General features: G+C 22.8%; 20 protein-coding genes. 5 read left to right on the top strand and 15 right to left on the bottom strand.

Features of this window, described 5'->3' with window-relative positions:
* Genes AACK89_RS05355 through AACK89_RS05340 form a run of 4 tightly spaced genes read left to right on the top strand, consistent with a single transcriptional unit; the run spans position 1 to position 5,444 of the window.
* Positions 1-2,079, top strand: a complete 2,079-nt coding sequence (locus AACK89_RS05355) for a hypothetical protein (protein WP_338977762.1) — start codon at positions 1-3, stop codon at positions 2,077-2,079.
* A gap of 4 nt (positions 2,080-2,083) precedes the next feature.
* Entirely contained in the window at positions 2,084-2,206 is a 123-nt protein-coding gene (locus AACK89_RS05350) for a hypothetical protein (protein WP_338977759.1), read from the top strand.
* An 18-nt stretch (positions 2,207-2,224) separates the two neighbouring features.
* A complete protein-coding gene (locus tag AACK89_RS05345; RefSeq protein ID WP_338977757.1) occupies positions 2,225-3,466 on the top strand; it encodes a hypothetical protein in 1,242 nt (413 codons plus the stop codon).
* Entirely contained in the window at positions 3,417-5,444 is a 2,028-nt protein-coding gene (locus AACK89_RS05340) for a hypothetical protein (protein WP_338977755.1), read from the top strand. Before AACK89_RS05345 ends, AACK89_RS05340 begins: the two co-directional genes overlap by 50 nt.
* A 3-nt stretch (positions 5,445-5,447) precedes the next feature.
* Here AACK89_RS05340 and AACK89_RS05335 read toward each other — a convergent pair whose 3' ends face one another.
* Complete coding sequence (locus AACK89_RS05335; protein WP_338977753.1) at positions 5,448-5,690, bottom strand: hypothetical protein; 243 nt, start codon at positions 5,688-5,690, stop codon at positions 5,448-5,450.
* A gap of 244 nt (positions 5,691-5,934) precedes the next feature.
* The gene (locus tag AACK89_RS05330; protein WP_338977752.1) at positions 5,935-7,641 is read right to left on the bottom strand and encodes a hypothetical protein; all 1,707 of its coding nucleotides are present in this window, start codon (positions 7,639-7,641) and stop codon (positions 5,935-5,937) included.
* A 72-nt stretch (positions 7,642-7,713) separates the two neighbouring features.
* On the opposite strand from AACK89_RS05330, the gene AACK89_RS05325 reads away from it, so the two are divergent.
* Positions 7,714-8,874: an Mbov_0401 family ICE element transposase-like protein gene (locus tag AACK89_RS05325; protein ID WP_338977750.1), complete on the top strand. Its 1,161-nt coding sequence runs from the start codon at positions 7,714-7,716 to the stop codon at positions 8,872-8,874.
* A 196-nt stretch (positions 8,875-9,070) separates the two neighbouring features.
* Here AACK89_RS05325 and AACK89_RS05320 read toward each other — a convergent pair whose 3' ends face one another.
* The 13 genes from AACK89_RS05320 to AACK89_RS05260 all read right to left on the bottom strand — a co-directional run bounded on the left by AACK89_RS05320 (position 9,071) and on the right by AACK89_RS05260 (position 24,173).
* Positions 9,071-9,265 carry a hypothetical protein gene (locus tag AACK89_RS05320; protein WP_338977747.1) on the bottom strand — a complete coding sequence of 65 codons (195 nt, stop codon included), beginning with the start codon at positions 9,263-9,265 and terminating at the stop codon, positions 9,071-9,073.
* 19 nt (positions 9,266-9,284) lie between these two features.
* A complete protein-coding gene (locus AACK89_RS05315; protein ID WP_338977745.1) occupies positions 9,285-9,839 on the bottom strand; it encodes a hypothetical protein in 555 nt (184 codons plus the stop codon).
* Between the two features lie 20 nt (positions 9,840-9,859).
* Positions 9,860-12,001 carry a hypothetical protein gene (locus AACK89_RS05310; protein ID WP_338977742.1) on the bottom strand — a complete coding sequence of 714 codons (2,142 nt, stop codon included), beginning with the start codon at positions 11,999-12,001 and terminating at the stop codon, positions 9,860-9,862.
* Positions 12,002-12,087: 86 nt separating this feature from the next.
* Positions 12,088-13,425: a hypothetical protein gene (locus AACK89_RS05305; protein WP_338977740.1), complete on the bottom strand. Its 1,338-nt coding sequence runs from the start codon at positions 13,423-13,425 to the stop codon at positions 12,088-12,090.
* Positions 13,426-13,573: 148 nt separating this feature from the next.
* Entirely contained in the window at positions 13,574-14,425 is an 852-nt protein-coding gene (locus AACK89_RS05300) for a hypothetical protein (protein ID WP_338977738.1), read from the bottom strand.
* A 23-nt stretch (positions 14,426-14,448) separates the two neighbouring features.
* A complete protein-coding gene (locus AACK89_RS05295) occupies positions 14,449-14,793 on the bottom strand; it encodes a hypothetical protein (protein ID WP_338977736.1) in 345 nt (114 codons plus the stop codon).
* Positions 14,794-14,892: 99 nt separating this feature from the next.
* Positions 14,893-16,227, bottom strand: a complete 1,335-nt coding sequence (locus AACK89_RS05290) for a hypothetical protein (RefSeq protein ID WP_338977734.1) — start codon at positions 16,225-16,227, stop codon at positions 14,893-14,895.
* Positions 16,228-16,244: 17 nt separating this feature from the next.
* Complete coding sequence (locus tag AACK89_RS05285; RefSeq protein ID WP_338977732.1) at positions 16,245-18,236, bottom strand: hypothetical protein; 1,992 nt, start codon at positions 18,234-18,236, stop codon at positions 16,245-16,247.
* 450 nt (positions 18,237-18,686) lie between these two features.
* A complete protein-coding gene (locus AACK89_RS05280) occupies positions 18,687-18,971 on the bottom strand; it encodes an HNH endonuclease signature motif containing protein (protein ID WP_252319983.1) in 285 nt (94 codons plus the stop codon).
* An 88-nt stretch (positions 18,972-19,059) separates the two neighbouring features.
* The gene (locus tag AACK89_RS05275) at positions 19,060-21,462 is read right to left on the bottom strand and encodes an extracellular solute-binding protein (protein ID WP_338977730.1); all 2,403 of its coding nucleotides are present in this window, start codon (positions 21,460-21,462) and stop codon (positions 19,060-19,062) included.
* Entirely contained in the window at positions 21,462-22,565 is a 1,104-nt protein-coding gene (gene potB, locus AACK89_RS05270) for a spermidine/putrescine ABC transporter permease (RefSeq protein WP_174481536.1), read from the bottom strand. Before potB ends, AACK89_RS05275 begins: the two co-directional genes overlap by 1 nt.
* Before the next feature lies 1 nt (position 22,566).
* A complete protein-coding gene (gene potA, locus AACK89_RS05265) occupies positions 22,567-23,619 on the bottom strand; it encodes a spermidine/putrescine ABC transporter ATP-binding protein (RefSeq protein ID WP_338977729.1) in 1,053 nt (350 codons plus the stop codon).
* Positions 23,620-23,639: 20 nt separating this feature from the next.
* Positions 23,640-24,173, bottom strand: coding sequence for an XRE family transcriptional regulator (locus AACK89_RS05260; RefSeq protein WP_338977726.1), 534 nt, complete (start codon positions 24,171-24,173; stop codon positions 23,640-23,642).
* Positions 24,174-24,379: the final 206 nt, after the last annotated feature.

The following is a 24,379-nucleotide window of genomic DNA, read 5'->3' as shown; positions in this document are numbered from 1 at the left end:
ATGATTAATAAACTTTGAACTGATGTCAGTCTTGAAAATTATAATAACTGATATCCATTAACTGGAAAAATTACAGAAACTCCACAACAATATATACAAACATGACCAAATATTAATGATTGATTTATAACTTTTGCTATTCGCGCGCAAAATGATATTAATGCTTATCTTGATTTTATTTTATCTAAATTTCCTTTTGATAGTTTTAAAGATGAATTAATTAAAGAAACATTAAGAGATATGGTTTATGTTATGGTTGAACATTGAGTATTTAATCGTACACCAATTGAATTTAATGTTGATGCTACTATTCAATTTAATAATGGTAATCAATTTAGTGCAAATAGTACTCCTACAATTAATGTTTGAGATTTAGCACCTAGTAGAATGAAAATATGAGCAAGATTAACAGAATTAAAACAAATATTTTCAAGTTATAATAATGATGAAATAGATGTTGAAAAAATTGACTTAAAAGCATTTTATACTAGAAATCAAGTTGATGAATTAATTAAAGAACAAAAAGAATTTACATTATTAAAACAAATTAAATTATATGATGATTTAGTTGATGATAATGAAAATGAAATATATAGAGGTCCTGTTAGTAAATTTGTTAATAAAGGTTATGTTGCAACTGGTTATGATAAAGAAACTGAAACAATGATTTTAGATTGACCAGATGAAATTGGAACATTACCACCAGAAGCATTACAAAATAATCCGCAAATTGGTGATTTTACTCATGCACCAACTTGTGATTTTTCTGCTAAACAACAAAAACGAATTACTACTAATGAAAATGAAATTACCAAATTAAATAGTGAATTAACTAAAACAAATGAAAACATTGATGATATCAAAAATAATTGATTTAATATTGAAACTAGTCCTTTATGAAAAAAAGTTGAAAATAATAATATAGAAATGTTGAAATGATATTTTATTAAAATCAGTTATCAATATTCAACAGAAAATAACTTTATGAAATTTTATAAAATAATTAAAATTTATTTAAATAATATTTTTCATGAATTTGAATTGTTAAATGTTGATTCCATGACTTATAAAGAACAAATACAAAATAAAAATATTTTAAATATTGGAACTATTTACTATGACAATAGAAATAAAAAATTTAGTGGTGGAGGTAATTCCTATCCTGAACGTGGAAAAATTAATTTAATTGGTGATATACAAGAAATATATCAATATCAAGGAATAGATACACCAACTGAATTTATAACAGAAGAAAGTACTGAACATGATTATTACACAAAACTAGAAACTAATAATTTATTAGATAAAAAGCAAAATATCAATGATGATGCTTTACAAACAGTTTCTAAACAAATCGTTCCTGCAATTAATGAAATCAATAATAAAATTCCTAATTTATCTGATTATTATAAAAAAGAAGAAGTAGATAAAAAATTAGAAGATGTAAAATCACAATTTCCTATTGCATTTCAAATAAATGCTATTAGTGCAGAAATTCCTAATTTAGAAACTACTGATAAAACTATTGCCGGTGCTATTAATGAATTAAAAGAAAAAATAAAAGATAAAAAATTTTCAAATGATTATTTTAAATATAATACTGAAACAAATGAAATTGCATTAAATGATGAAGAAAATTCATTACTTTGTAAAGATTTATTAGAAAATAATGAATATAAATTATTAAAAAATCAAAATAAAAAATTATTACAAGCAATTAATGAAATATTAGAAAAACAACCACAACCCAGTCCAAGTGGTTCAAATTGAAAAGAAGTAGGTAAAGTCGTAGTAGATAAAAATAATATTACACATATAGAATATATATTTAAAGATAAAACACATTATAGAATATATTATAGTTTTGGTGATTATACTAGTAAAGAAAATAATAAAAATTATAGTTGACAAATAATTAATTTTTATTATCAATTAGATACAAATGTTTTAAAAAATAGTTTATGAATATCAAATAATAATGTTAATGCGGATACTGAAATTAATATTTATAATAATAGAATAATGTGGGGTATGGGTAGAGATTATATTTTTAAAAAATTAGAAGAATTACAGGAATAATATTATGTTTTTTAAAATTATAAAAATTATTTTAGGTTTAATAGGAGTAATTTTATCATCAGCAACAGCAGGTTTAATTATATTTATTATTATAAAAATTGTATTAAAAATTAATCAAATATTTTAAAAAAAGGTGGTGAATATTATGTTAAGTCTATTTAAAAGAAAAGAAAAAAGTAATATTAGTAATAATCAAAATGAAAAAGTAAAATTTTTAACTAATAAAAATAAAAGTACTCATGCTTCAATTTTAAATTATTTTGGTTTTAATGATTTTAACCATGAAACTTATTTCACTGATTTTGTAGCAGAAAATAATGCTAATTTATATAATGCTCCATTAGATATTAATAATGAAACTATTAAACAATATTTAATTCAACAAGAATTTTACAGAAAAAATTGAAATTCAATTTTTAAATTAAGTAAATTAGGAATTAGTGCTTATTTAATTTATATTGCTAATGATGACTTATATTTTCAAGTAGTAGATATACAACAAAGAGTTTATGATATTACTGGTAAATTAATTGAATGTACTATTTTTTATGATAGTTATGAACAAAATGCACAAATGGTAAGATTATTTGAAGTTTATACATTAAATAATGAACAAATAACTATTAATCGTGCAATTTATAGTATTAATGATAATAAAAAACAATTTCCATTAGATTTTAAATCATTCATTAATAACCCTAATTTAGCACAAGAACAAACACTAAATATTAACTATATACCAATAGCAATTATGAGAAATAAAGCAAATGAGCTAGCAGATTGTAATAAAGTAATGGATAAAATTAAAGCATTAGATGTTATTTATGAACAAATTGTTTTAGATACTATTTTAAACTCACCTAAATTTATATTTAGTCAAACTTATGGCAATGTTCAATCTTTAATAGAAGACGCAGTAAGAACATTAGTTACTAAAAATTACATATTTAAAAGCGGTGGAGATAATAATGAACAAAACGAAAATATCAATATGACAAATAGTAATTTTAAAGGTAAAAATTTAACTGATATATATGATTGAAATGTTAATGAAATATTTAAACGTTGTGGTATTCATATACCAAGTCAAAAGAAATCAGCACAACAATCAGTTCCCGAAAGTACAGCAGTAAATATTTCAACTATTAATTATATTGAACAAAAATTATGACAATTTAATATTGATATTCTTAAATTTATTCAAATATTAGTAAGTGTAGATAAAGATTTATTAAATAGTAAAACATTTAATATTAATGATGATCAAGAAATTAATAATTTAATAGTTAAATTAAAATTATTTAATCCCGAAAATAACCAATTAATAGGAGAGAACAATGGAAAACAACAACAAACCACAAACGAAATTTCCACAGAAACAAACTAAACTTAATCAAGCAGAAGTAGAAAATGATTATTTAATTGATAACATTCCTTATGACTTTACTAATATGATGCGTGCTACTAGTGACCCAGATATTAATAGAGCATATGATGAATTTAAAAAAAGAACGATATATATTTATGAAATTGAACGTTTATTTAAAAATAATGAAAATAATAGTTTAAAATTTTCAGCAAATACTATTAAAATAGGTTTTATTGATATTGATAAAGTATTAAAAACTACTGCTGTTGAAACATCTGATTTTACTATGCAATTAAATCAAAGAGCAAGTACTAATATTAATGATAATACAATTGAATATAGTATGACTGATATTAAAAATTTAATATTTCAAGAAATAAATTTATTAAATCAATTTAAGTTATATGCAGTTAGTATAAATGAACCTTTAACTGAAAATAATATTGATAATTTATATATAATTAATAATTATTCACAACCTTATCAAAATCCAAAAACTAGAAGTACTAAAAGTATAACTATTATTAAAATTAAAGATTTTAAAACAAGAGATGGTTATCCAATCATTATTAAATTACAAAAACCATTAGATAAAGATAAAAAAGTTACTGGTTTAAAAATTAAAGCCCCTAGAAGCATGATTTTTGGCAATATAAAGGTACTTGGTGAAGTTGACAATATGGAAGTATACCCAAAGTTATTTGTTAAAAATAAGATAGCATTTCCGCTGTTATCAATGCCTATTGAAACTCAACCAAAAGTTAGAATTTTACAACAATGATTTAGTGAGCAAATATTACCTTGAAATTTAGCAAAACAATTTATCGGACAAGAAAAATCAGTTTTAGATTTAATTAAAATTAGTAGTGGTTCTGTAACAAGAAGAGAAGTTATTAATAATGCAAGAATAACTCATGCTTGATTAGGATATGAGTTTAGTAATGTTTTAGGTGGTAAATGACCATTAAAAAGTCAAAAAGAATTAAAGGATAAAGAAGTTTGAGATTTTGTAGGTGAAAGTCAATTTTATAGTTATATTGCAACTAATAATAAATTTAATGATATTGAAATTGAAATTAAAGATGCACCAACTATTGATAGCTTACAACAATTATTATTAGATATGCTAAGTTATACCTATAATTATAATCGTAATTTTGATGGCGCAGATTATGATGATAAAGGTAAACCAACAAATGAAATAGCAAAATTACGTGATAAATTCTCAGGTCAAAAACCTGATGAAGTTATTACTAATTTATTTAGAAAATGAGAACTTGATTATCCAAATTACATAAATTTGCAACAAGTTAAAATATTTAAACAAGTATTTATTATGTTATCAAAGTATATTTATTCAACATTATCAATAAATAAAGGTCTAAATGATGATAATAAAATTTTATTACCTTATTATTTTGAATTAAAATCAAATCCTATACATTCTAATAAGGATGATAGTTGAAAATATAAAGATGTAAAAGTAATACTAAAATCTGAATATTTTGATTTTACAGATATGAATAATATTAAATTAAAAAATAATGATATTAGTCAAAATGAATTATTTAAACTTGATGATAATCAATTTAATTGATTATCTATTACAAATGAATTAGAAAGCAATAATATTCCGTCATTAATTCCAGCAGATTGAACATTAGGAAATGGCGAATATGGAAAATACTTTACAAGAGTAATTATTAGTAACAATAAAATTGAGAATGCTTTAAATTTATATGGTTCAAATAAATCTCAATTATTTTCTAAATTAGAATTTTATGAAGAGATATTACAAATTGATAATAAAAATGAATTTGAATTGCAAATTAAAAATCCAATTAATAATTTAAATCGGATTGAAATTAGTGGAATATTTGGTGCTGGTAATTATTATTTAATTTTAATAACTGACAAACAAGAAATAAACTTAACTAATATTAATTTATTTGACAAATATAATGAAAATATTTCTTATATTAATTTAGAAATTTAAATGTTATTTATTAAAATAACCATATGGATAATTGCCATCTCATGGTATATCTATTCTTTCAATAGTATCTCCACCATTATAAAATTTTGTTTTTTTAGGATTATCAGCAAAGTATATTTTAAATTCACTTTTTATAGAAACTGAAATACCATGAATGTCAAACATTCATATTTTCTGAACACCCATTATAGGTTCTTTATATGAATTTAAATAATATTTAAGTCCACTAAGATTATGGGTAAGCACCCCCCATGATTAATCCTATTGTTCCAGTTGTAGCACTAGTTAGTGCTAATGCTAATGTTATTTTACTTAAATTTGCTTTTATTCATGTTTTCATATTAAATTACTCCTTTTTTCCTTGATTTTACTTATAAATTGTACTATTTTTGATTATTTTTACAAGTACGTTTTTAAACGCAAAATAACGCCTAAATAAAAGGCGTTTATTTTGTGATACCTATACTATTAATGATATTGTAGTTGTTTATTATATGGCAAATGTGAAGATGCTTTTTTTCACAGTAGCATTATTTTTACCCCTAATTACATTTTTATATGGATACAATGCATAAAATAATCCATCATACGGGTCTTGATACATATTTTTATCAGGAATGTTAGTTTTGGTTTGGTCATAACGTAATTCTTCTAAACATTGAGTAGTCTTTGGTAAATCATCTTTATTTGCATAAAAGTTTCCATAACTCATAATGTTTCTCATTCAAACTACTCTATTAGTTAATCCTGCTTCTTGATTTAAATTTGAAGCATGTTTAATAGCAGTTTGTGTGATTAAAATAGTATTATGTTCATCTATTAATTTTTGATTTAATCAATCAATGGCAGTTCGTGCTTTATCATCATAAAAATAAATTGCTTGTTCAAAATTTTCAAAATTATCAATTAATCCTAAAATTTCATTAACATAAGCATTAATTTTTTCATTTTCATTTATAAAATCATTTGGAGTAACTACTAATTCACAAATAATATAAGCATCATAATAACCAGTATTATTATATTCTTTAAAACCCACTACTATAAATACAGTATGGTCTTTATGACCAGTTGCTCAATCCACACCAACTGAATAAAAATCAAATTTATACATATCTTTTTTTGAATTATAAAATTCTTTTAAATCATATGGTTGTCAGCACTTTACAGTTTTTTGAAATGGGAAAATTGTTGCATCACTATCTAAAAATTCAAAACCATAAAAAATAGTATTAAATTCATCAGGATTACTTTTTTTCATTTCTAATAATGTTCTTTTTTGAATATCTGGTAATTTATTTCAAAATGGTTGAATAGTAAATCTTAAAACAAATAAACCTAAACCACTAAACATATCTTGATTTTCATAATAAATTTTGCCATTTTTTTTAAGATTTTCCATCACTTTATCATTTAATGGTAAAAATGGCATACAGTATTTTAAATAAAATGGATGATATTTATCATAAGGATTACATGTAAAAGTAATAAAGAAACTTTTATAAAAATAGCGAGTAATTTTTTTTCCAAAATTAGGACTATATATATTTTTATCAATAAACGTTCAACTTCATTCTTTAATAGGTTCTTTTGATACTTTAATACGATTACTTCTAAACATAGAGTTTTGTAAACGTTCATATCGATATGTTAATTGCTTTTCTGTTAGTGTTTCTTTTTCTTCTGCCATAATAATTTCATCTGTTCTTGAACCTAAAAAACTTGAACCACCGGCTTCTTTTCCAAAAATCTTATTACCATTAGCATAACCAATAAAGTCAATTTGTTGATTATTAGGAAAAATAATACATCCACCATCCTTAGTTATTTTTCATTTAATACCATGTGGATTATTAGGTAATAAATTAATATTATATGTATCTAATAAAACTTGACAAACATTCATTAAAGCACCAATTGTAGTTTCACTATGAGTATTTTCATATCTTCTTACTTCTTGAACACTACTATCACTAAAATTACAACATATAAATAAATCAAATGCTAAACAATTTCAAGTTTTTCTTGTTCCACGTGCTGTTGGTACAAAACGATAAAAACAATTGGTAGTAAAATATTCTGCTCATTCATCACCAACAAATTCTTTAAAAATATCCCAACTAAAACCATAATTATTATCACTAAAATTAAGATTATATTTTTTATTTAATTGTACATAACTAGTGATAAAAGCCATATTTACTCCTTATTTTTAAAAAAAATTAAACTTAAATTATTAACAAATAAAATTTTGAAAGGAACATTAAAAATGTTTATATTACCATTTGTAAATCATTTTGATTGAGACAAACACAATTTTAATCAAGATGAATTAAATTTACAACAAACAGAAGAATTATTTAAAAAAATAGATGATTATTTATGAAATGCATGTGATAAATCTTTATATAAGTCATATAGATTTAGAAAAAGAAAATTAAAAACAAAAAAAGGTTTATTAACTTATAAACGACGTATTTGTACATATTATAACCCAAAAACACAAAAAATGGAATTTCTTTCATTGTTAGATAATTATCTTGGTGTTAAAAAATATAGTAAACTTGCACCTAATGTTATTAAACAAATTTTGAAATATTTTGCAGATGGTAAAAAGTATCATGATGTTTGTGATACTTTTATTGAAGGTTTAATAAGTAATAGTACAGTTTGTAGAACATATAAAAAGTTTCAATTACCAAAAGCCAATATCCTCAAAATACCATTACAACCATATCAAAATTTATATGTAAATATTGATGATGGACATAGAAAATTTAAGTTTAATGAAAAACATAATACTAAAAATTGTAAAAAATGTTCAATGAGATTATTAGTATTTTGTACTGGTAAAAAGAAGAATGGAAAATTAATTAATAAAAGAGCTGTATGTAAAATTAGAGTATCAAAAACAGAAATTGGTGCTGAAAAAACTGCCAAATTAATTGAAAAATATGGTAATTTATTTTTTGAAAATTTTGACCAAGCAAATTTAATAGTTTGTGGAGATAGTGCAAAATGAATTAGAAAAACTGCTACAATTTTAAATGCTAAATTTATTTTAGATAAATTCCATGCTTTTCATGTTTTATTTCTTGGCATAATGGCTGGAAGAAGAAAAAATAAAATTGCTAAATTACACTATAAAAATGCAATAAATTTATTTTCCAAAGGTCAATATTATGAATTAATTGATTTTTTACAATCATTGACTTTACAATATAAAAAATTAAAAGTTGGTTATTTTGTTAATGCAAAAGATGGCGTATTAAATCAAGCATTAGTTGAAAATATTGGTTGCTTTACTGAAACTAATATTAAACAAATTTTAAAGCATATGATTGGTGATAGAACTTATAACATTGATATGTATACCAAAATGGTTAATTTTAAATGTTATCAAATAAATACAGCAATACAATTATTATAAATTAACCATTTCAATTTAAAGATAACTAAAAATAAAATAAAACTTATTAAAGTAAAATTTAATAAGAATTTTTGAGTTATAAAAGTAAGTATTATTGTTGACTAATATTTTACAAGTGTTAAGATTAACATACAATTGCATATTGAAGTCTAAATTATTCTCGTCTAATCTTATAATTTAAAGACAAATTTGAATATTATTGACAACATCGGTACGCTCCCAAATTATATAAATCATTATTATTGATAATTAAATTAATAATATTATTTACTATTCCATATGTTTTTTTTAAACTACTATGTTCCATAAAATAACTTGCTAATAAATCAGCAATTTTTTCATCAATTCCTCCTGTTTGTCGCACTGCTTTAGCAATATAATATAATCCCAATGTTTCACTTAAATTATCACTATGTTCAACTTTGTGACCACCGGCTTGTTGTGAAATATCAATATGATTTTCAATTCCACCTTCTTGAAAAAAACATTCACTTATTACTATTAAAACCAGTAAAATAATTTGTTGAATATTGACTATTACTATAAAAATTATCATTATTATTTATTGTTACTTGACAATTAGTTATCATTTCTTGTTTAGTATTATTAACATCAACTTTATCTTTTTCTGGTATTATAATATCTTTTTTATAAATTAATTCACCTTTATCATCAACAGTAAATAATGTTCGTGCTAATGTCTTACCATCACTTAATAAATAATTAGCATGACTAGTATCATAACTATAATACTTATGGTCTATTATTGATTGATTAGTAATTCAATCATCATCACTTAAGTAACCATATTGATTATTAAATAATGAAGTTGAAATATTATTTATTGATGATTTGTTTATTAATCTACTGTTAATAACAGTATTATCATTAATATTATTAATAATAGTATTACTTGTTAAAGTTAATGTTGTTAATGTACTTAAAATTATTAATAATTGTTTCATTTTATATTCTCTTTTCTTTATTAACTCATTAATTGGTAATTAAAATTAAAATTAAAATCAGGAAATGTTAAAGTAGCACGTTCACTAACAGTTTCACCTTTAAATCTGTCTGATAAATCAAAAATATAAAGCGTATTATCTTTGGCTGGTTGTATTTCATCATTAGTAAATATCAATTTTACATTATTTAAAGCTCAATCTGAACTTACTGAAACATCAGTTTCTAAAAAAATACTTTTAGTTTTAGTAATTAAATCTCAAAAATTAGTTACCTTATCGCTAGTAATATCTTTACTAATATCAGCTGTCATACTACCTTTATTTTTGCCATCTAATATATAATTAATAATAAAGTTTCCACCAAAACTATCAGCAATTGGATAATAAGAATTATTAACAATTGTATTTAATAAACTATCTTTATTAGAAATTCATTTATCTAATAATTTGTTTTGTTCATAAAAATGTTGACCTTCCTCTAAAACGTTTGCATCTTTACCATCTTTTAACCAAATACCATCTAAATCAAAAGGTGTTCTTGAAAAATTACCAGCAATACTTTTTTTATTATGACCATGAATAGTAACGTTAATATTATCTAAACTATTTTTTAATTTATAAGTAGAACCGTTATCTTTAATACTAATTGTAAAATCTTTACCTAATTTATTATTAAAAATATTATCACCCACCGCTAAAGTAGTTGTTACATCATAATCTGTTTCATCAATAATAAGTTCAGTATCATGAGTTTTAAAATAATTTTGAACAATAACTTTAATAGTAGTACTAATATTAGTATTAATTAAATCTAAAGTAGTTTGTGTTAATTTAGTGTCAACATTTTTATTATCAATAGTATTATCAACATCAACATTTAATCATTTAGATTTATCATTTTGATGATAGTAAGCATTTTCAATAATATTTTTTAAATCTGTTTCATTACTTAAATCAACACACTTATTAATTACACTAACTTGTCCTTGATAAGTACCTGCAAAATTTAATTGATTAGCATTTTTTCAAGAACTAGTTATTTTATAATCAATATTTACTGCCTTAGTAAAATCTTGATTTTGTTTATTATCTTTAATAAAAATATTGTAATATTTATCATTAATATCTTCTGAATTAATTTTTAATTGCTGACTTAATTTTTGTTTAAATTCTGTTTGAATTTTACTAACTAAATTAACTTTTATATCAGTAATTGGAGTTGCTTCTGGTGTTTTTACTGATATTACTTGTTGTAGAATTATTAATGACAAAGTTGAAAGATCAAAAGCTTTATCATAATAACTGTAATAAATTTGAATGATATTGTTAAACTCATCAAAAATGTAATTAATTGTATACTTACTATTATCATTAGTTAAAAACGGAACATTAGTCATATAATCATAAGCATTATCATTAGTAATCAATAAATGAACAATTTTGTCAATTAAAACATCACTTAAACTACCGTTTAGACTACTTTGAGTAATAAAATAGTGTGCTAAAATATCAGCATCTTGTTCTTTAAAAGAGCCATCTGATTCTCTTACTGCCTTAGCAATATAATATAGTCCTAAACCTTCACTTAAACTATTATTATTTTCAACATTATTAGCATTTTCTTGTTGGGAAATATCAATATGAGTTTCCACTTCACTTTGTTGAACATATTTTCAATTAATACCGTCACCAGCAAAATAATTAATATCATATTGGCTACCACTATAACTGTTAGTTGGATTATTAATAGTAGCAACTTTACGATGAAATATCATTTCTTGTTTAGTATTATTAACGTCAACTTTATCTTTGTCTGTTATCATAGCATCTTTTTTATAAATTAATTCACCTTTATTATCAACAGTAAATAATGTTCGTGCTAATGTCTTACCATCACTTAATGGATAATCAGCATGACTAGTATCATAACTATAATACTTATTGTCTATTATTGATTGATTAGTAATTCAATCATTATTATTTAAATAACCATATTGATTATTAAATAATGATTTATTTTGATTTATTGGAATGACAGGTAGTATTTTCTTTTTACTAGCACTATTGTTTTTTTGATCCACTATCATCATACTATTAAACATTGTATTACTTGCTATTGTTAATGTTGTTACTGTACTTAGAGTTAATAAAAACTGTTTCATTTACAATACCTTCTTTTACTTTTTACCATTTTTAAAATCGTAATTAAATTTAATAATAAATAATTACTTTGAAAAAACATATTTATTTAATTCATAATATTATTAAATGTTATATTATTTAATTTAACATCAGAATATGAAGTTGAACCTAAAAAAGTAGCTGTCATTATATGTCATTTTCAATAAATATTATTATCATCACGTCAAAGTTCTAAATAAATATCAATAGCAGTTCCTACACCTCCTGGGTAATTTGGATCATATGGTGGTCACGTACTAATATTGACTTGAAAAATTGAATTATCAATATCTTTTTGTTGATTAGTTTTTATATTTGTTGTTGCGACTTGAGAATTTAAAGATTTATAGTCTTCTTTACCACTTCCCGTTGAAACTTTTAAATATGAATTAGCATCAAAATTAAAAGTTGGATATTTATTAGTAAAAGTATTTCAATCACTTGCATAGTCAGTTCATTTTACTATTGTATATGTATTAGAATAATCACTATAATTTGAACTAAATCAATTATATGAATCATTTCATTTATAATTTAAGTTATTTTCTATATTTGATTTATCAAATTCAGTATAATAAACTTCAATTAAATTATTATCTTTATCAAAAATATAATTAATTGAATAATTTTTATCATTTACATTCATTGGTGCACTATATATAAAATTAAAAATATTATTATTGTTACTAATTAAATTAATAATAATATTAATTAAATTATCATTAATTTGTCCTTTTAAACTACTTTGCGTCATAAAATATTGACCTATTTTATTAGCAATAGCATTATCAATTAAATTATTTTTTGCTGCTTTTGCAATATAATATAAACCTAATGCTTCACTTAAACTATTGCTATGTTCAACTTTATCAGCACCTGCTTGTTGTGAAATATCAATATGTTTTTCAACTCCACCAAATTGAATATATTGTCAATCAGTATTATCACCACTAAAATATGTATGAGAATATTCACTTTTACTATATAGATTATATTTATCTTTAACTGTGGTAATTTTTTTATGAGTAATCATTTCTTGTTTAGTAGCATCAACTTCGACTTTATCTTTTGGTGGTATTACAGCATCCTTTTTATAAACTAATTCACCTTTATTATCAACAGTAAATAATGTTCGTGCTGATGTCTTACCATCACTTAATAAATAATTAGCATGACTAGTATCATAACTATAATAGTTATTATCTATTTGATTAGTAATTCAATCACTACTACTTAAATAACCATATTGATTATTAAATAATGAAGTTACAGAATCACTTATTGATAATTTATTTGTTAATAGTTTATTAACAGTAGTGTTAGCAACATCAATAGTATTATTAATACTATTACTTGTTAAAGTTAATATTGTTAATGTACTTAATGTCATTAGTAATTGTTTCATGTTACATTCTCCTTTCGTTTTAAGTTTACTAAAAATTATTTTATAAAAAATATCTGGCTAATCTATACTAAATATAACACTTTATTAATTTTATTTAAGAAGATTAATAAAATGCTCATTTTAAAAAGTAAATTTAGTATGTAAGTATTTAATTTCATTGAGAAATACTTTTAATATAAAATTTATCAACTAATGAAGGATGTCATATATCTGTACCATAACAGTCAATATGAATTATTATTCCATTAACACCCACATTATTTAAAAATTTTGTTAAATTATCTTTAAATATAGAATTTCAAAAATTTTTAAAAGTTCAATTATCACCAATTTCATGCTCCATATTACTATAATCAAATAAGTTTCCATTAGTAAAATACTTATAAATTACATCTCAATTATTTTGATTATTAATTAAATAATATAAATCTTGATAATTAATATAAATATCAGCTGTATAATCAACTGAAGCAAAAGGACCAGGACTAACATGAGTTTCAAAATTACTTGTATTACTTTTTTCGTAACTATAATGATTATAATTTAACTCAATAATATTATTATTATGATCAAAAATATAACTAATGGCATAACTCGTATCATCATTTGAAAATGGCATATTTAACATAAAATTATAAACATATTTATTATTAATAATTAAATCAATAATTTTAGTAATTAAGTCATTATTAATTTTTCCTTTTAAACTACTTTGTGCTATAAAATATATTCCCAAATTAATAGCAACTGACTGACTAATCTTATTTTCAATTACTGCTTTTGCAATATAATATAAACCTGATGTTTCACTTAAACTATTGCTATGTTCAACTTTATCAGCACCTGCTTGTTGGGAAATATCAATATGTTTATTAACACCACCAAATTGAATATATTGTCAATCAGTATTATCACGACTAAAATCGGTAGATGAATACTGACTATTACTATAAGAATTGTAATTTGCTTTAACTGTAGTTATTTTTTTATGACTAATCATTTCTTGCATCGTATTTTCAATATTTAATTTTGATCAGCAGGAATAATAACATCAGGATTATAAATTAAAGTTCCTTCATTATTTACTAAAAAAACATCTCTTGCATTAGCAAAAGTATAACTTTTTAAAGCTGATGTGTCATAACTATAAAACTTATGATCAGTTATTGATTGATTAGTTATTATATCACTATCATTTAAATAACCATATTGATTATTAAATAATGAAGTTACAGAATCACTTATTGATGATTTATTTGCTAATAATTTATTAATGGTAGTATTAGTAGCATCAATAGTATTAATAATACTATTACTTGTTAAAGTTAATGTTGTTAATGTACTTAAAGTAATTAATAATTGTTTCATTGTATTTTTCCTTTCTATTTTTAGTATCCTAAAATAATATTTTTTATAAATTAAAATATCTTATTAATCTATAATAATAGATATAACATTTTATAAATTTTATTTCATAATGTTAATAAAAGATGATTGATTTAGTGTAGTTGAGAAAAAAGCACCTTCCGTTGCAAATTTAGAATATTCATATCATCTATAACTAATATAAATATTATGATCATCATGTCAAATTTGTGCATCAGCTTTTATTTCAACATGAGCCCCAAATATTCCTCCATCATGATTAACACTTACTGATCAAAAGTTATGATTAAAATTGTAACTAGTATCAATTTTAGAAGTATCAATGCTTAATTTTGAACCACTATATTGTTCCTTACCATATTGACAATAAAAAGAAAAAAATGAATTATCATCAAAAGTTAATGTTGGATATATAGTAATAAAATCTTTTCAGCTAGCAATCTTACCATCTTGCGTAAAATTACTAATAACAGTTGTAGGTCCATAATATCACATACCATAATCATTATTTCCACTATAACTTTCATAAGTTTTAACATTGATATTTGAAACAAGATTATCATTATTTCATTTTGTATAATAAATAGAAATTATATTATTATTACTATCACAAATATAATTGATTGAATAATTTTTATCATTTACGTTCATTGGTGAATCATATATAAAATTAAAAATATTATTATTAGTACTAATTAAATTAATAATTTTACTAGTTAAATCTTTATTAAAACTATCTTTAATACTTGTTTGACTCATAAAATATGTTCCTAAATTAACAGCTACTACTTTAGTAATTTTATTTTCACGTGCTGCTTTTGCAATATAATATAAACCTAATGTTTCACTTAAACTATTGCTATGTTCAACTTTATCAGCACCTACTTGTTGTGAAATATCAATATGTTTTTCAACTCCACCAAATTGAATATATTGTCAATCAGTATTATCACCACTAAAATATTTGTTAAAATATTCACTTTTACTATATGGATTATAAATATTATTAACACTATCAATTTTTTTATGACTAAGCATTTCTTGTTTAGTATTATTAACATCAACTTTATCTTTTGCTGGTATTATAGCATCTTTTTTATAAACTAATTCACCTTTATTATCAACAGTAAATAATGTTCGTGCTGATGTCTTACCATCACTTAATAAATAATTAGCATGACTAGTATCATAACTATAATATTTATGATCAGTTATTGATTGATTAGTTATTATATCACTATCATTTAAATAACCATATTGATTATTAAATAATGAAGTTACAGAATCACTTATTGATGATTTATTTGCTAATAATTTATTAATGGTAGTACTAGTATCATCAATAGTATTAATAATACTACCACTTGTTAAAGTTAATGTTGTTAATGTATTTAAAATGATTAGTAATTGTTTCATATTAGTTTTTCCTTTTTTTAACTTACTAACTGGTAATTAAAATTAAAATTAAAATCAGGGAATGTTAAAGTAGCACGATCACTAATAGTTTTGCCAGCAAATCTTTCTGATAAATCAAGAGTATAAAGTGTATTATCTTTAGTTGGTTGTGTTTCGCTGTCAGTAAATACTAGTTTTACATTATTTAACTCTCAACCCGATTTTGTTGTTACTGCAACATCGGTTTCTAGAAAAATACTTTTTGTTTGAGTAATTAAATCTCAGAAATTATTTACCTTACCAACTTTAATATCTTTACTAATATCAACTGACATACCACTTGGTTTTGTGTCACCATCTAATAAATAATTCATAGTGAACTGTCCAGTAAATGCATTCTCAACTGGACGATAAGAATTGTTATTAATTGTATTTAATAAACTATCTTTATTAGTAATTCAATTACCTAATAAATTATCTTGTTCATAAAAATGTTGACCTTCTTGTAAAATATTTGCATCTTGACCATCTTTTAATCAAATACCTTTTAATGCAAAATCTTTTGGTGAAGAATAATTACCAGTAATATTATTTTTATTATGACCATGAACAATTGCCTTAATGCTATCTAAACTTTTTGTTAATTTATGATCATTAGGACTAGCAGTTATTTTTATTTCAATATTTTTACCTAACTTATTATTAAAGATATTATCACCAACTTTTAAATTTGTTGATATTGTATAATCACTATCTTCAATATTAAGATCTGAATAATTTTTTTGGAAATAATTTTGACAAATTGTTTGAACACCTTTAATAATTTGATCATTAATAAATTTAAGATTATCTTCTGATAAACTAACATCAGCATTAATATAGTTACCATTTTTATCTTTTTGATTATCTAAAGTAATTTGAAAGTTTTTATTATCTTTATCATTATTATATTGTGCTTCAATTTCATTAGTTAATTCTTTCATACTACTTAAATCAGCAATATCATTTTTAACATTTATAGTGCAATCATCTTTTTTTCCTGTAAAGTTTCAAGGATTATTATCTAAAGATGTAATTGAAAATTGAACAGGAACACTTTTAGTAAAGTTTTGTGATTCTGAACCATTTTGAAATTCAATTTTGTAATAACTAGGTTTAATTTCTTTTTTGGGTACATTTAATGCTTTACTTAAAGTTGTTGCAAATTGATCTTGAATTGTTGGAATTAATCATTTATCTTTTATTGAATCAATAGTAGCATTTTCAGGATTAGTAATATTAATAATTTTATCAGGAAAGTTAACTGGTAAACTAGCAATATTAATTGCAACTTGATTTATAATATTAATATTAATTTCGATATTAATGTTAGTATTTTCAATACCAAAAATTGATGCTTGATCATTAGTTGTTAAATTTAAAACATAACTTTTAGACTCATTAAAGTTCTTTGGCAAAATAAAAGAAGTATTAGTTATCGGTTTTTTATCCTTACCAACAGTAAACTTAACTGCTGGATTATAATTAGCATTTAAGAAAAAATTAATTGGTAATAAATTTGAATTATCATTATCAATATCACTTTCAATTTTAGGATCAGTTTTTTGTAAATTATTATCAATACTACTTAAAACATTTGTAAAATCAATATTACCATTATCAGCAGCATTTTCAATAACATTAAAATTAACAATATTTGTTGATTTACTAAAATAAGCAATAGTAGAATTTAAACTAATAGGTTTAGAGTTACGATGATGTTTTTGATAATAATCATCTCATAATTTATTATTAGAATTAGGATTAAATTCAGAATTATTGAAAGCAGCAGTAGTATGTAAGAGTAATATTGTAGTAACTGTTGTAGAACCAAATGCTAATAAATACAACGAAAATAATAAGATTCTTTTCTTCTTATTTTTTTTAACATTAATTGTATATATTGAATTAGATCCTGTTTTTATTTTTTTATGTTTATCCTGATTAACCATATCTTTACTCGGGCTATTACTATTTATTTTATATTTCATTTTAACAATCCTTTCCTAGCATTATTTTTTAAATAATCTAAAGTGAAAAATATAGCTTAACGCTTTAACTTGCTATTTTTAACTAAAATATTAAAATAGGAAAAAATATTAAAATAGTTTAAACCTTAGTTTTAATAAAATAAAACTAAGGTTTAAAGTAAACCAATTAAATTTAGTTTTTATATTTTAATATTAATAATTTTAATAATTATATAAACTTTGCTATACACCTATTAAAATTATAAGGAAAGAAATACTCTGTCCTTAAAAATAATATTACACTTATTATAAAAAAAGACAATATTCTTTTTAAAAAAAGATTGAATATTTTTAATTAAAAAGAACACTAATAGTAAAATAATTTTCAAAATAATTTTTCTTAATTAAGATAAAAATTAAATTAAAAATTCAATGATTGAATTAAATAGTCATTGAATTTTTAATTTATGATTAATTTTTTTTAATATTACATTCAACATGCATTGGTTGTAAATTTTCTAAACTATTATTATTTGGATCACCATCAATGTGATCAATATTTCAAGCAAATGCTGAAGTTGGTTGTTCACCTTGATAAGCACCTTTTATCATTGGCAAACAACATCACGGACAAGGAGCTTGCACATTCAATGTTCAAAATTCAGATAATCCTTTAAAATATTTCTCCATTTTTTGAATAGAATAGTTTCATATTTTTTCTTTGTCTTCTTTTTCTCACTTTTTACGACGTGCCACAATGAATTAACCCCTTTCGTATTAAATTATACTATAAGTTACAATATTTTTTTATATTTTTTTAAACTTAATATTACAATTTATTTTATTAACGTGCTAATAATCTATTATAAGCAGTTTGCATTTGTGGGTCAAAACTACGAGTATATAAACCGTTAAAATATCCTTCATGATGCTTACTTGGATCTAATGGATCAAGTAATTGACCATTTTTTGGAATATATACATGCTTTCAAATTTCTGCTGAAAAATTAGTACTAACTTCATCCATAGCTGCTTGTAAAGGTGAGGTATAACCAAATTCACTACTTAAATCAACTTGTGTTTGTTTTTGCATTATATAATTAATAAATTTAAAAGCTAAATCTTTATGAGGAGAATCTTTACTAATTACCATATCATCATTTCAAACATTAGTCCCCATATATGGTCTAACAACAAGGTACTTACCATTATAAGAAGCAGGATCATCAGCAATTGCAGATAATAAATCACCGTTATACATCATTGCTACATCCCACTTATTTTCATTACTAATTTCATCAACAATATCATCATTTAATAATTTTGTATTTTTATTTTTGATAACTGGTTCTAACCAATCACTTGCATCTTTAATTTCAATTGGACTATGAGCATTAATATTATCAGAAAATTCATTTCCTACTTGATTATATTGACCTGAACCAGTATTTTCTCCTCATTTATTTTTATAGTGTAAATCAGTAAGCGCAGTCATAAATAAGTTATGCATATCATCATTTAAAACGATACGTTTACCCAATTTTGCAGCATCTGTTAAAACACTTCATTGAACATTTGAACCATCAGCTTTAATACCAAGATCACTAAGATTATTTGTATTAGTAGTATTAATTACTAATACAACATCACCTCAAAAATAAGGAATACTATAACTATTTAAACCAAATTTATTTAAAATTCCATCACTATTTTCAACTCGATAATTATTCATTAATTCATATAAATTATGATTTATATCTTCTTTGGGATTAAAATCAATTCTACTATCATATTCAATATCACCTGCAGAATTTTTTGATGCAATTGGAAAAAGTCTATCTTCACTTGCTAATTTAGCCACCATATAATCACTAGGAACCATTACATCATAACTAGTAGTATACAATTTAGCATACAATGATTCATTATCATCAAAAGTTGAATATTTTATTTTAACTTGATATTTATTTTCAAATTCTTTTAAAATATTGGGATTGATATATTCGCCTCAATTAGCAATTGATAAATCATAAACATTAGTATAAATGTAGAAAGCACCCAAACTAATAAAACTTGATAATAAGATGATACTAATCATAATTAATTTTCACGGTCATAGTAAAAAACGATACTTCTCTCTTCTTAATTTTGAGCGTTCTTCTTTTAACTCTTTCTTTTTTTTAATCTTATTCTTTATATGTTCAATTCAAATTGATTCCATCTCAAGTTTTGCTTCAAGTTTAGAAATTTGATTAATAAGTTTCGGGTGATTTTTAATATAATCTTGAATTTTAATAATATCTTGCTCAGTTACAATTTCAAAATTACCATCACTATATAATGATTTACGCTTTCTACCTTTACTCTTAACCTTTTTATAGTTAAAACCATTTAATTGTAAATAATATTTAGTTAACAACTTCTCAGTTTTAATAATTTTTTTATCATGATAAATACCTTTATCAATTTTTTCATTACGTTGTTTAATTTGTTTTTTGCAAAGAATATAAGTATTTCAAGAAATAATAAGTACTGCAATTAATAAAATAATTATTGTTGAAAAAGCATTAATATAAGGCTTAATTCGTTTTAAAGAATAAATAAAAGTTGAAACGTTAGAAGTATTACCGCCAGTAAAATAAGAAATTAAAAAATCATCAAAACTCATAGCAAACGCAATAGCTGCACCGGCAATTATTGCCGGTTTAATTGTTGGTAATACAATTTTACGTAGCGTATATCAAGGGGTCGCTCCTAAATCTTGACTTGCTTCTAATTGTGACATATTTATTGATCTAATTTTTGGTAAAACAGTAATAATAACATAAGGAATATTAAAAGAAATATGAGCGAAAATTAATGTTCCAAGACCAAAACTAAAACCAAATGCCATAAATAATAACATTAAAGAAACAGCAGTAACAATATCAGCATTAACTAAAGGAATATTAGTAATCCCTAAAGTAATATTACGTGTTATTTTTTTTGTTTTACTTAAACCCAAAGCAGCAAACGTACCAATAATAACAGCAACAAAAGTAGAAATAAAAGCAACAATTAATGTTACACTAACCGATTCTCAAAGTTCACTTTGTTGAAATAAATCGTAATAAGGTTGCAATGATCAAGAATTTCAACTGCGAACTGAATCGCCACCATTAAAAGAGAATATCATTAAAACTAAAATTGGAGTATAAAATAATAAAAAGATAATAGCTAAATAACTATTTTTAAAAAAAGATCTCATTAATTAATACCTCCTATTTTTTTACCAGTAGCTCAACTACCAATCGCTTTTAAAGTAAAAATAATAATTAAAACAATAATACCTAAAATAACAGAAATAGCAGCACCATAAGCAAAATTAGCACCACGATAAAAATATGATTCAATAATATTTGCAATTAAAATAGTTTTTCCTTCACCAATATATTTAACTACTACTAGTGAAGTCATAGCACTTAACATCATTAAAGTAAAACCAGAAACAATACCAGGCACTGAAAAACGAAAGGTAACTTTTCAAAATGTTTTCATCTTAGAAGCTCCTAAATCTTGACTTGCTTCTAATAAATTGCGATCTGTTTTTTCTAAAGAATTATAAATTGGTAAAATAACGAAAGGCATAAACATATAAACCATTGCTAAAATAATACCAATTGGAGTTCCTAATAAAACATTAGGACCTAAAATACTAAAAATAATTTGTAATCCAATTGTACGTAATAAAATGTTAATTCAAATTGGTAAAGTAACTAAAACCCAAATATTTTTTGAAGCAATTTTTGTGGACATAAAAGCCATAATATAAGCAATGGGATAACCAAAAATAACAGCAATTAAAGTGGCAACAAATGAATAACCAATTGAACGTAATAAAACCATAACATAACTATTTTCTTTAAAAAAATCATTAAAATTACTAAATGTAAAACGAAATATTCAAGCATTATTAGTTGCTTTAATAATTGAATATAAAATTACAATTAATAATGGCAATACAATTAAAATTACCATCACCAATAAATATGGATAAGCAAGCGTAACTCATGATTTAAAACCAAAATTTACTGATTTATCTTTGATTTTATTTTTAATAAAACTTATTTTTTGGTTTGTTTTTTTTCAACATAACAATGCTTTTTTCTTTTTTACTCGTTTCATTTTCGATTTATTTTTTGCTACCTCTTGTAAAGAAACATTATTTTTTTTAAGTTTAAACCATTTTTTAAATCTATACTTTTTTTTATTTTGATTATCAATAATTTTTTCTGGATTTGAATTATTAACTAACATATCTTGTGATTTTAAAATTTGTGTTTTAATATTACGTTTAAACAAATTTTTCATTTTACTCTTCAATTTCCTTTCACATAACATGAATATCTTCAACATTTCATTTTAAACCAACACGGTTACCTACTTCAAAATTATCAGTAGTATGAACTATCCATTTGCGTTTATTAGCAATAATTTCAATTTCTCATAATAATCCTTTAAAAGCAATAGTTTTAATAGTTCCATCAAAAAAACCACTACCTGCATTAACTAAATCAATATCTTCTGGTCGAATAACAATATCAATATTACGTTCTTGTTCACCAAAACCAGTATCAGAGCATGCAAATTTTTTATCGTCAAAACGAACACAATAATCATTAACAAATACACCATTTTCAATAACATTCGAGCTACCAACAAACTGTGATGTTCATTTATTTTCAGGCTCATTGTAAATATCTTGTGGTGTCCCAATTTGTTGAATTTGACCTTGATTTAAAACAACTACCCGATCTGACATAATAAATGCTTCTTCTTGATCATGAGTAATAAAGATAAAAGTAATATTAATTTCTTCTTGAATTTTTTTTAATTCTACTTGCATTTGTTGACGTAATTTCAAATCCAAAGCAGCAAAAGGTTCATCTAATAATAAAATTTTAGGATTAAGAACTAATGCTCTAGCTACTGCTACTCTTTGTTTTTGACCACCAGATAAATCATTAACATCTTTATCTTCCATACCATTTAATTTAACCAAATCTAAAGCTTTTTTAACTTCTTTTTTGATTTTTTCACGATCAATTTTTCTTAACTTTAAACCATAAGCAATATTATCAAAAACATTTAAATGTGGAAATAAAGCATAATTTTGAAAAATAGTATTTATTTCTCTTTTATGAATTGGAATTTTAGTTAAATCCTTACCTTTAAACAATAATTGACCATTGTTTGGTTGTTCAAAACCAGCAATAATCCTTAATAATGTTGTTTTTCCACAACCACTAGGACCAAGAATGGTAAGAAATTCACCTTCATGAATATTTAAACTAATTCCTTTTAAAACAACTTTACCATCATATTCTTTGGTAATATTACGTAATTCTAAAATATTTACACTCATAATTTCCTCCTTTAAATGGTTTAAAAAATTGGTGGATTTGAAACTCATAAAATAGTTGCAATTGAATTATTGGGATTTTCTAAATAATGTTTTTCATTACCTTTAATATAAAATGCTTCATTAGCTACTGCTTTTACTCTCGTTGCACCATAATGAACAAATACTGTTCCACTTAATACATATCCAAAGATCTGACCTTGAAATGGCGGAATTTTATTTGAATTACCAAATGGTTTTAAAGCTAAAATTACTGGTTCTAATGTTAATTTTTGAGCATTAGGAATAATTCATTTTATTTGATAATCTTCTTCGTCACTAACAGTAACATCTTGTGATTTAAAAACTATTTTTTCTTTTACTTCACCAGCAAAAAAGGTTGATAATGGACAATCAAAAATGTCTAAAATACTTTTTAGTGTTTCAATACTGGGTGAAGAAACATCATGCTCTAACTGACTAATAAATCCCTTTGATAAATCACAACGTTTCCCTAACTCTTCCATAGTTAAATTGTGTTTCAATCTTAAAGTTTTTAACTTTCTTCCAATTTTCATATTGATTATTTTCTCCTTTTGTTTATTTATACTAAACTTTAAGTTAAATAATACAAATAAAATTATATAATATTTTTTTAAAAAAACAATTATTTATTTTATTTTTAATAAATAAAATAAATATAAAATTATTAGTGTAAAAATGTGTAATAAAAAGAATAATTTTTTCATTTTTCTACTATAAAATTAAAATAAAATTTATTACT

This window comes from Spiroplasma endosymbiont of Panzeria rudis, assembly GCF_964019705.1.
Classification (GTDB): domain Bacteria; phylum Bacillota_I; class Bacilli_A; order Mycoplasmatales; family VBWQ01; genus Spiroplasma_E; species Spiroplasma_E ixodetis_A.
This window is presented reverse-complemented; position numbering and strand designations above follow the sequence as displayed.